This is a genomic window from Enterococcus hulanensis (genome assembly GCF_005405485.1).
In the GTDB taxonomy this organism is placed as follows: Bacteria; Bacillota; Bacilli; order Lactobacillales; family Enterococcaceae; genus Enterococcus_A; species Enterococcus_A hulanensis.
On sequence record NZ_BJED01000004.1, the window covers coordinates 245,948 to 256,160 of the forward strand.

The window sequence follows — 10,213 nt, forward strand, 5'->3', positions numbered from 1 at the left end:
GGAAAACAACGGACTTTCACGAAACTCTTTCTCCAGAATTATGCGAATTTAAACGACTTTTTAAATTGTTTTGAGGAAAATTGAACGACTAAATTTTTTTCATCACCTATTACGAATGAAATGTAAAAAAGTTTGGGTCAATCCTATTTTATTTGAGAATGAAAGTCGAAAGCAAAATAAAAAAGTACCTAAAGTAAAAACGCTACTCTAGATACTTCCTTATTAAATTTTCCAAAAGTTACATTATCGCTGTGATAAATGTAATCGCACCTAAAAAGACACCCGGCACATTGGCAATAATAATTGGATAATCTTTTTTCTTTTGCATAGTCGCATAAATCACCCAAAAGATGCAGTTGACCATTGCCACCATTGGTTGGATTGGATTCCCTTTATTTCCCGCTAAGTTATTCATAATCTGCGGGATGTACGAAACATACATCAGCACTGATAAAACTGAAGCTATCCTTCCAAAAACTAAAACCATTCGTTCCTTCTTATCCACAAATACACACCCCAAACCTCTCTCGTTAATAAAATAGTACCGTAAATTGAGTTAAGAAGCGAAAAAAAGCCCTCATCCCGCTTAAACAGGATGAGGGCTTCGAAATTCTTAAGCTTCTTGAGCGACTGGGTATACAGACACTTGTTTTTTGTCGCGACCTTTACGTTCGAAACGTACCACGCCGTCAACTTTAGCAAACAATGTGTCATCACCACCGATACCTACGTTTACACCAGGGAAAATTTTAGTACCACGTTGGCGATAAAGAATTGATCCACCAGTAACAGTTTGACCGTCAGCACGTTTAGCACCTAAACGTTTTGATTCTGAGTCACGTCCGTTAGAAGTTGAACCGCCACCTTTTTTGTGGGCGAATAATTGTAAGTTCATATTCAATAACATGAGCTGCACCTCCTATGATTTAGATTCTGTATGGACTTCGATGAAATCCAAATACTCTGTTTCGATTGATTGCAAGCCTAATAATAAATGCTCTAACAAAATTTGCGAGATATTCATCTGCTCTTGAGTCATGGAATCATCCAAGTTCAACGCAACATGAAGATAACCACCTTCGTCATCGTTGGTCTCGATGTTCGGAATGACACCTGCTAGTGCATCCAGACTATTTACGGTGCTGATGGCTAATGCGGAAACAGCCGAACATACGATATCGCTACCGTAAGGACCAGCTTCAGCATGACCAGTCAACGTAAATTCGCTGATTTGACCTGCATGATTTCGAGTGAATGTACCTTTGATCAACTTAGGCACCTTCTTTTTTATGCTTTGATTGAGTCAATGACAACTTTAGTGTAGGGTTGACGATGACCTTGTTTACGGTGTGAATGTTTTTTAGGTTTGTATTTGAAAGTAACGACTTTCTTTTGTTTGCCGTGTTTTTCAACAGTTCCTTCAACAGTTGCACCTTCAACGATAGGAGCTCCTACTTTTGTAGATTCGCCGCCTACTAAAACAACTTGGTCGAAGACAACTTTTTCGCCAGCTTCAACGTCTAATTTTTCAATGTAGACTGCTTGACCTTCTTCAACTTTGATTTGTTTACCGCCAGTTTTGATGATTGCGTACATGCTTGTGGCACCTCCTTATGATTATATACTTAGACTCGCCATCCCAAGTGACCGAAGTACTTAATAACTTGTTCTGTGCGGTTGTAGCTGTGGGTTCCACAATTACAACATTCATAGTTTACTAAAAAAGATAGGTCAAGTCAATGATTAATTATTGACGCGCGTCCTGCTTTTTTCTACTATTAGAAGGATGATAAAATGAATTCGTCATTTCTGCTCTTCTTTAATTGATTAGCAGGGTGATAATTAGTGCGAGGTGGCATAAATGGACTATCCTGATAAATTGGTTAATTTAGTAGCGGAACGTTCAAAAGATTTTCAGCTGGAAGGATTTGTCGCAGGGCAAGGTCCGCTTCAGCCAAAATTAATGCTAGTCGGCGAGGCACCTGGTCGTAATGAAATCGTTAATCACATTCCCTTTTCAGGGGCGGCTGGAAAAGAATTGATCCAAGCCATGGCATCCATCGGACTGACGCGGGATAATACCTATATTACCAGCGCAGTTAGAAGTCGGCCTTATAAAATTGTTGAACGTGTAACCAAGCGAACGCAGGAAATTGAGATTGTTTATCCGAATCGAACCCCAAATAAAAAAGAAGTCTTAGCTCACGCACCGATTTTAGATTATGAGCTGGCAGCTGTTCAGCCAAAAATCATCGCTACTTTAGGTAATATCGGTCTGCAGCGTTTGCTTGGACCAAAATGGCAGATCAGTGAACGTCATGGCGAAGTTTATCGCGGTCCCGTACTGGAACTATCGGCAGAGCAAAACAATTATCGAATATCAGAAAAAGAATACACTATCGTCCCTCTTTTCCATCCGGCAGCGATTTTTTATAATCGTTCCCTAAGCGAAAAGATCTTGGCAGATTGGTTAACATTAGGAAATTTACTAAAGAAAGAGGAAAAATAATGCGCAATGAAATGATGTACCGTCCGATTATCAATGAAGATATTTTGCATTACTTACGGACCGAGCAAAAACAATTAACCGGCTCTTTAGGTGACTTAGAGGACCTAGCCCATGAGAATGGTGTACCGGTGATTCCCCACGAAACCGTCGTCTTCTTACAGTTTCTATTGAAACAAAAGCAGCCGAAAAATGTTTTAGAGATTGGAACCGCAATCGGTTTTTCAGCCAGCTTGATGGCAGAATCACTTGGTAAGGATGCCAAGATTACTACGATCGACCGCTTCCCTGTCATGATCGAAAAAGCAAAAAAGAATTTTGCTAAACTAGGTTTGGAAGATCAAGTGACTCTATTAGAAGGCGAAGCGGCTGACCTGCTGAGCAACTTGGAAGGTCCTTATGATTTTATTTTTATGGACAGCGCAAAATCAAAATACATTACCTTTTTGCCTGAATGTCTGCGTCTATTATCTGATGATGGTGTATTGATGGTAGATGATATTTTTCAAGCAGGTACAGTTTTGCAGCCAATCGAAGAAATTCCTCGCAAGAACCGAGCAATCCACCGGAAGCTGAACGAATTTTTAGAGGTAGTCACAAAATCGCCCGAACTAACTTCTACTTTATTACCTCTAGGTGACGGCGTAGCATTAATCTCAAAAAACAAATAATTAATGGCGGAAATTTGAAACTTTTTTGAATTTCCGCCTTTTTGCTTGTACCTGAAAAAAATCGGCGTACACTAGGGAACTGAAATGGAGGAGTTTCCTGTGAAGAACAAAAAAATAGGAGGCATCATATCAATTTTATTGGTGTGTATCCTCGGAATCATCTTATTCGAAACAAAAAATCATGTCCATGCATCAAAAAATATCAACGATCCTTTGCCAATCCCCGCACCAGTAATTATGGTTCCAGGTACAAATGGCGACGTTGATCGCTTTGATAGTTTAGTGGACTCCTTAAAACAAACAGAAAAGAATGTTGATGAAATAAAAATCACAGTCAATAAGGATGATTCAATTACCTCTTCTGGTCACTTTACAAAAAATACAAAGCGACCTATCATCGCTGTTGCTTTCGAAGATGGAACGGACCCATCACTTCCAAAACAATCTCGCTGGTTTCAAAAGGCCTTAGAGTATGCTGAAAAGTTTTATACCTTCAATACCTATGATTACTTAGGCTATTCGAACGGCGGCCTGATCATCACCGGCTATTTAGAGAATGAACAAAAAAGCAATGATCCCTCACTCTATCATTTGATTACACTAGGTACCCCCTATAACGATACTTCGTGGGAGTATAATGACAACCGTTCAACCTTTACAAAACCAAAAGCTGAGAGCAACCTTTTGAAGTACTATTTGAAAAACAAAAAGAACATTCCCAAGAATATCACTGTCTATAACATCGCCGGCAATGTCGATAATCAAAACTCTGACACCACCGTTCCATTGACAAGTGTTCTTGCCGGACGATTGATTTACAGCGATAGCGAGAAATATAAGGAGATCATTGTGAATGAACAAGCAGACCATGGTTCCTTGATTGAAAATCCAAAAACCTTGAAGTTAATCAAAGAATATCTCTTTGAATCAGTAAAATAACGAATTAGCATTGACAAGTAAGGGTAGTTTTTCTATAATAGCAATTGTTGCAAAACTACTGTCACAGTAGCTCAGCCGGATAGAGCATCCGCCTTCTAAGCGGACGGTCGGGGGTTCGAATCCCTCCTGTGATATTTTGAAGTATAACAGGGTGAAAACCTTGCTATATCAATCTGAATCATCTGTTAGCCGAGCCTGAATTCTGCTAACAGATTTTTTATTTTCTCCAAAAATCAGGGGATATTTCTTTTTTGCTAACACTTTTGCTAACACTTTTTTTTACCCTCCAAGAACCAGCGCTGTTAAATCAATGTTTTTCCACATACTACTTGCTAACACTTTTATCATACGATAACAATTGTTCCTTCAATTCCATCGGTATTGACTTGAGAATTTCCAATAGTTGTTGTTGTTTTATGTGTTCGTCTCTACTTCCACATTTATTTAATTTTGACTATATACAAATAAGGCTGCTGCGAGAATAGATTTCTATTTCGCAACAGCCTCTCTATTTTTTAGTAATCAACAAACAGTTTATTTATCTAACAAACGTTCTTTTAGATTTATTTTTTCTCCTCGTTTACGCAGATCTGAAAATTCACCAATTGCCGTGAAAAATAGATCGTTTGATGAGTTAACAGCTGTTTCAACAGAATCTTGAACCACACCAATAATGAAACCCACACCGACAACTTGCATCGCAATGTCGTTAGAAATTCCAAAGAGACTGCAGGCCAATGGGATCAGTAATAAAGATCCGCCGGCAATTCCTGAAGCACCACAAGCAGCCAAGGCCGACAGCACACACAGCATTAAGGTCAGACTAAAGGGAACAGCAATTCCTAAAGTGTGAACAGTGGCTAAGGTCATTATCGAAATGGTAATGGCAGCCCCACCCATATTAATGGTTGCTCCTAATGGTAATGAAATTGAATAAGATTCTTTTGTTAACCCTAAGCGTTTTGCCAGCATCATATTGATTGGAATATTTGCTGCAGAGCTTCGCGTGAAAAATGCTGGAATAGCACTTTCCTTCAGACAGAACCAGACAAGCGGGTACGGATTTTGTCTAATCAATACAAAAGCGACTAAAGGATATACAATCAAGTCTACAACCAGCATTGTTCCTACTAATAAAAGTAGGAGGCGGCCATATTGCGCTAATCCTGCTAAACCAGTTGAAGCGACCGAATCAAAAACTAGACCGGCGATACCAAATGGCGCCATCGCAATGACTAATTGGACTACTCCTGTGATTGCTTGAGAAAATTCGTCAATGACTTCTTTTACCGAATTTTTCCGGGTACGCATGGCAAAGCCTATTAGAGCTGACCAAAATAGAACACCTAAATAATTTCCTTCAATCATTGCCTGTAACGGATTTTGAACGATATTATTTAAAATAGTCGTCAATACATCGATCAGTGCTTTTGGTGCTTCTTGAGAACCAGAAACCTCCTGTAAAGAAATAGTTAGAGGGAAGATATAACTAGCCAGTACGGCAACTATTGCTGCTAATAAGGTGGTAAGTAAATATAATGAAATGATTGGCTTAATGAACGTTTGCGTTTCCGATTGATGTTTCGAAACGGAAGACATTATTAATACAAATACTAATAATGGAGCAATTCCCTTTAACGCGCCAACGAATAAACTACCTAATATTGCAATGAAGCTCCATTGGGGTAGAAAAACGCCTAAAATTCCCCCAACGACAATCCCAATGACAATCCGCTTGATTAGCGAAAGTTGTTTAAAAAATTCTAACAAAACAAGTGTCCCCTTTTCCATTTTTAATTATCATAAAAACAAATGATAATTAAAGTCTAATTGAAGAGGTAACTGTTTACAACATAGAATCTTACTATTTTCTAATTAATATATAATGGTCACGTTCTAATCGGACGGTCGGTAGAATAAAATCCCTGCTATGATGTATTTAAATCGTTAGGAATGTTAACTCCTAATAGTTTTTGCTTTAATAGACACAAAAAAGCACTCAGAAAAAAATCTCTGAGTGCATGGTTTTATTCTTTTACAGCTTTTGGAGCTACAAGCAATACACACATTGCTAGACCTAACACGATAAATAGGACTGCCCCCATTACATTGCCCTTCGTCAACATCGCAAAGGCGATCGTACCGAAAAGACTCGCAACCGTTAAAACGATTCCTGATTTTTGGATCCCTGTCAATTTGGCGAAAGAATTTCTAAAACCGATCGTCAATAATAAAGAGCCTACAAATGAAGCAATCCCAAAAATAATGTGTCCAATCAAGATAAGATTTTCCATGTTTCCACCTCCTACAGACCCACTATACTAGAAAGCCTGAAGGAAGACGAAGATTGTGCTTGGAAGAATTACTCCACTTGATACCGCAAAATTGTCCGACGTTTTTCCGGCGCTGTTTTTCTGGCATCATTTAGATAAATCTCTCTGTGCTGGTAACTTTTGCGTGTGCAGCCATTCTCTTTGACCAATTGATCCATCTTCTGAAATGACGCTGGTTCATCATCGAAAGAACCAAGGTGCAGAATTTGGACACAGGCTCCATCTTCGATCGTTTCAAAACAAAGTTCGTTCAGCAGCTCATTAGGCTCTTTTTTAGCCACTGCAGCAACAGAAGTTTCGAACATTTCCTGAGTGATCCAGTCAGGCTGACGCAGCATGATCTTGTATTCAAAGCTTTCTTTGTCCGTAATATCATCGACATTCTTCGTTGACCAAATACCTTCTAATGGAAAGATCGCAAATTCGGAATACTCAAACTCAGCCTGCAGTTCGGGATGTTCCTTATAAAATTTTTTGAAGCCCATCTTGATATTCCAAGCTACTGGATAGAGAACGCCTACTCGTTCAGAAAATTCTTGGTTGTTAGGATTTCCCTCGCCTTTGATCGTGAGAAATTTCTGAGGTGGTACCTTCACAATTTCTGCTTTCTTCTTCGCACCATATAAGTGCTTTTCCTGTTTTTTCCATTCATACTTCATGTCTTTTCCCTCGCTTTCAACTTTAAGCTCATTATAATGAGTGTAACCTGCAAGCTCGTGTCAGGTTTAGTAAAGATTTTTCAATTGATCGATTTTTTTGATTAACTCATTTCGGACAAAAGCTGGTTCTAGGACTTCCACTTGTCCGCCAAATGAAAGCAGGAAACTATATAAACTGTCATTCACAGGATATTCTGCCGTAACCAGCAGACGGCCGGCTTTTTCTTCAACCGTTTCAAAATTTTCGTACACACGATATGCCATCTCTGGAGCAAAAGCTAAGCGAATCGGAGTTTTTTCTGCCGTATAGATTTTTCCTGGCTGAAGGACTTTTTCTGGTGCCTCACGATCAAAGGTTTCAGTCGTTAATTGAAGTTCTCTGATTCGTTTAAGTTTAAAGAGGCGATAGTCTTGTTTTTCACAGCAATAGGCGTAGAGATACCATTCTCTGGCTTTAAAAATAAGCTTTAGCGGTTCTGCTTTGCGCTGAGATCCCGTTTTTTCGCGACTAAAATAGTGGATTTTGATGCACATTTTATGGAAAATGGCGTTTTGCAAGGTTTGAAACAGCGATTCATTTTGTAGATTCCAATCGGAAAAATCGATCTCGATCCAATTAGTGGTCTGCTTTTGAAAGACACTGCCTAACTTTTTTAATAATGCCTGATTGCTTTGCTCGTCCACGCCGCTTAATCCTTGTAAGGCAGTCAGTATTTGATTTTGTTCTTCTTCTGAGATCAATGAACGATTCAGGACAAAATTCTCAGGCAGGAAAATTCCGCCGCCCTTTCCCTGCGTTGTATAAACAGGGATTCCCGCAGCGCTTAAAATATCAATATCTCGATAAATCGTTCGGATCGATACCTCGAATTTTTCTGCCAACTCAGGTGCAGTGGTATTTCCTTTATCCATTAAGTAATAAACCATCTGAAATAATCGGTATTCGGCCATGCCCTCACCTCCATGTTTAGTATACCAGCTAGAACCTGCAACCTTGTGTCAGGTTATAAAAAAGCCCTGCTTCTCAAGTCCATTTTGAGAAAAGCAGGGAAAATTTTTTATTTGTTTAAAAATGCTACGATGAAAAAGATCGCTGAGATAGCCAGACAAGCGTAACCGGTAAATTTCCCCAGTTTAAGTTCAAAGGCGGTGTACTCTTTTTCGCCTGAGCTGATTAAGTTAGAAAGAAAATAGTATTTCCGAAAAATGATTAGATAAGCCGCGACAGCTCCAGCAGTACCTAGTATCACATATTCGGTAAACAGATCGATGATACTCATCGAACCCAATAAAATCGGAACAATCACAGAAAATACAAAAAGGCTCTTAACAGCTAGTTGTTTTTTATCCTTCATTTGACCCACCTCCGGAAAATAGATTTTACAGTTATTACCTATTTTATCATTAATGTTCGTATAATCTTCAACCATATTCACTGAAATTATTCTCCCTACTTGAACAGCAAAATACACCGTTTAGTTATCCAAACGGTGTAACAATATGTCTTTAAGGTTTGAGCAGAACTTTACCGATACTTTTGCCCGTCTCTAAAAATTCGTGAGCCTGCCTGCCATCTGCTAGTGAAAACACAGTGGGCTCACTGATGTCGATTTGTCCTTTGGCGAAGTAGCTGAACAAGCGCTCACTGCGTGTTTTTCGTTCCTCATAGCTGGTCAGGTAATCCCATAGATCGCCTGTTAATATACTTTTTGATTCTGACATCAAAGCAACCGGATCGATTTTTACTGGATCGCCGCCTGCCATACCGAAAAATACGACTTTCCCACGATGCTGGATCAACGCTAAGCTTTGCTGGAGCGTGGAGCCGACACCATCGTATGCCGTCACAAATTTCCCCTCAAGCGTTTTGACCCAAGAGGTTTCCCGACTAGGATAGACCTGCTTTACTCCATGGGATAATGCTAATGCTTGTTTTTCTGCTGATGATGCCGAGCCATAAACTTCGATCCCATCAGCCACCAGCATTTGGGAAAGTATTTGACCAACGCCGCCGCTGATTCCTGTGATAAAGACTTTTTCTCCCGGACTATTTTTTCCAAGATCGTGGGCAAGAAAATCGGCGGTCATCCCCTGCAATCCGATACTTGCGGCTAATTGACTGTCGATTTCGGTCGGCAACTGAATCGCCTGCTCGCTTTGGACCGCAACATATTCTGCGTTGGCAAACGGTACATCTACAAATAGAACCGTTTCGCCAACTTGCTGTCTCGTTACCTTTGCACCGATTTCAACAATGACTCCAACGCCTTCGTATCCATTGATATACGGCTCATGTTTTTCAATATGATAGGTTCCTCTGCGACGATAGATATCCGCAAAATTCAAACCGCTGTAATCCACTTTTACTAATACTTCGTTTTCGGTGATGACAGGCTGAGGGATTTCTCCATATTGCAACACTTCACTGCCGCCAAATTTTTCAAAATACAATGCTTTCATGACAGAGGCTCCTTTAGTTATTTCCTCAACTATACTATGACGAAAATTTTTCAGCAAAATATCGGATTGCATTCCTTCCTCCGCTCTGATAGATTTAAATGACCTTAGTTTAATGAGAGGAGCACCATTAATGAAACTAGTAACTTTACCGCAAGCTCTATCTGTTTACAAAGTGTCCGATTTAAAAATGATCGACCTGAACCAGCAACCATTGTTTATCGGCGTAACTGATGAGGAAACATCGATTGTTTCTGCCACTGATAACGTTCCTGCTGATACGCTTGAACAAGAAGACGGTTGGACAGGGTTTAAGATCGAAGGCGTGTTGGATTTCAGCCTTGTGGGAATTCTCGCCAAAATTGCGTCGCTGTTAGCGGATCGCGAAATTAGTATTTTTGCTGTCTCCACTTACAATACCGATTATATTTTGATCAAAGCTGAAAAGTATGAGGCTGCTGCTGCGGCTTTGCGTGAAGGCGGATATATTGTCTCGTGAGATTTTTAAATCCTCAAAAGAGCCTATGATGGGCTCTTTTTTCATGTCTTTGTCATTTTTCGCGACCGTTCCAGCCTTTTATCCGAGAAGAAAATAGGGCTTTGGTTGGACGAAACGCTTCCGATTATCTCTTATTATGAGAGTGTAGT

Annotated in this window: 14 protein-coding genes, 1 tRNA gene and 1 other annotated feature; of the genes, 5 read left to right on the forward strand and 10 right to left on the reverse strand. The window is 39.8% G+C overall.

The window, feature by feature from the left end; translation table 11 throughout:
* Positions 1-238 precede the first annotated feature (238 nt).
* The 4 genes from FFR60_RS06385 to rplU form a co-directional block, all read right to left on the reverse strand.
* Complete coding sequence (locus FFR60_RS06385; protein ID WP_137663496.1) at positions 239-505, reverse strand: SemiSWEET family transporter; 267 nt, start codon at positions 503-505, stop codon at positions 239-241.
* A gap of 108 nt (positions 506-613) precedes the next feature.
* A complete protein-coding gene (gene rpmA, locus FFR60_RS06390) occupies positions 614-907 on the reverse strand; it encodes a 50S ribosomal protein L27 (RefSeq protein ID WP_010745708.1) in 294 nt (97 codons plus the stop codon).
* A gap of 12 nt (positions 908-919) precedes the next feature.
* The gene (locus FFR60_RS06395) at positions 920-1,270 is read right to left on the reverse strand and encodes a ribosomal-processing cysteine protease Prp (protein ID WP_088933220.1); all 351 of its coding nucleotides are present in this window, start codon (positions 1,268-1,270) and stop codon (positions 920-922) included.
* A gap of 17 nt (positions 1,271-1,287) precedes the next feature.
* The gene (gene rplU, locus FFR60_RS06400; RefSeq protein WP_010740661.1) at positions 1,288-1,596 is read right to left on the reverse strand and encodes a 50S ribosomal protein L21; all 309 of its coding nucleotides are present in this window, start codon (positions 1,594-1,596) and stop codon (positions 1,288-1,290) included.
* 21 nt (positions 1,597-1,617) lie between these two features.
* Positions 1,618-1,689, reverse strand: a sequence feature (ribosomal protein L21 leader region).
* A 172-nt stretch (positions 1,690-1,861) separates the two neighbouring features.
* Here rplU and FFR60_RS06405 point away from each other — a divergent pair.
* The 4 genes from FFR60_RS06405 (at position 1,862) to FFR60_RS06420 (ending at position 4,250) form a co-directional block, all read left to right on the forward strand.
* Positions 1,862-2,509, forward strand: a complete 648-nt coding sequence (locus FFR60_RS06405) for a uracil-DNA glycosylase (protein WP_137663497.1) — start codon at positions 1,862-1,864, stop codon at positions 2,507-2,509.
* Positions 2,509-3,177, forward strand: coding sequence for an O-methyltransferase (locus FFR60_RS06410; protein ID WP_137663498.1), 669 nt, complete (start codon positions 2,509-2,511; stop codon positions 3,175-3,177). Before FFR60_RS06405 ends, FFR60_RS06410 begins: the two co-directional genes overlap by 1 nt.
* Positions 3,178-3,276: 99 nt before the next feature.
* The gene (locus tag FFR60_RS06415) at positions 3,277-4,116 is read left to right on the forward strand and encodes an alpha/beta hydrolase (protein WP_137663499.1); all 840 of its coding nucleotides are present in this window, start codon (positions 3,277-3,279) and stop codon (positions 4,114-4,116) included.
* A 60-nt stretch (positions 4,117-4,176) separates the two neighbouring features.
* Positions 4,177-4,250: transfer RNA gene (locus FFR60_RS06420), tRNA-Arg, on the forward strand.
* A gap of 400 nt (positions 4,251-4,650) precedes the next feature.
* Here the strand turns inward: FFR60_RS06420 and sstT are convergent.
* The 6 genes from sstT to FFR60_RS06450 form a co-directional block, all read right to left on the reverse strand.
* Positions 4,651-5,886: a serine/threonine transporter SstT gene (gene sstT, locus FFR60_RS06425; protein ID WP_137663500.1), complete on the reverse strand. Its 1,236-nt coding sequence runs from the start codon at positions 5,884-5,886 to the stop codon at positions 4,651-4,653.
* Between the two features lie 257 nt (positions 5,887-6,143).
* The gene (locus FFR60_RS06430; protein ID WP_088933225.1) at positions 6,144-6,410 is read right to left on the reverse strand and encodes a Na+-transporting malonate decarboxylase, carboxybiotin decarboxylase subunit, madB; all 267 of its coding nucleotides are present in this window, start codon (positions 6,408-6,410) and stop codon (positions 6,144-6,146) included.
* Between the two features lie 68 nt (positions 6,411-6,478).
* Entirely contained in the window at positions 6,479-7,108 is a 630-nt protein-coding gene (locus FFR60_RS06435; RefSeq protein WP_137663501.1) for a GyrI-like domain-containing protein, read from the reverse strand.
* Between the two features lie 66 nt (positions 7,109-7,174).
* On the reverse strand, positions 7,175-8,059 hold the full coding sequence (locus tag FFR60_RS06440) for a helix-turn-helix transcriptional regulator (protein ID WP_137663502.1): 885 nt from the start codon (positions 8,057-8,059) through the stop codon (positions 7,175-7,177).
* 107 nt (positions 8,060-8,166) lie between these two features.
* On the reverse strand, positions 8,167-8,463 hold the full coding sequence (locus tag FFR60_RS06445) for a hypothetical protein (RefSeq protein WP_137663503.1): 297 nt from the start codon (positions 8,461-8,463) through the stop codon (positions 8,167-8,169).
* 151 nt (positions 8,464-8,614) lie between these two features.
* The gene (locus tag FFR60_RS06450; protein WP_137663504.1) at positions 8,615-9,568 is read right to left on the reverse strand and encodes a zinc-binding dehydrogenase; all 954 of its coding nucleotides are present in this window, start codon (positions 9,566-9,568) and stop codon (positions 8,615-8,617) included.
* Positions 9,569-9,698: 130 nt separating this feature from the next.
* Here FFR60_RS06450 and FFR60_RS06455 point away from each other — a divergent pair, with 130 nt between their 5' ends.
* Positions 9,699-10,064 (forward strand): ACT domain-containing protein, encoded by a 366-nt coding sequence (locus FFR60_RS06455; RefSeq protein ID WP_137663505.1) that lies wholly within the window; start codon positions 9,699-9,701, stop codon positions 10,062-10,064.
* Positions 10,065-10,213: the final 149 nt, after the last annotated feature.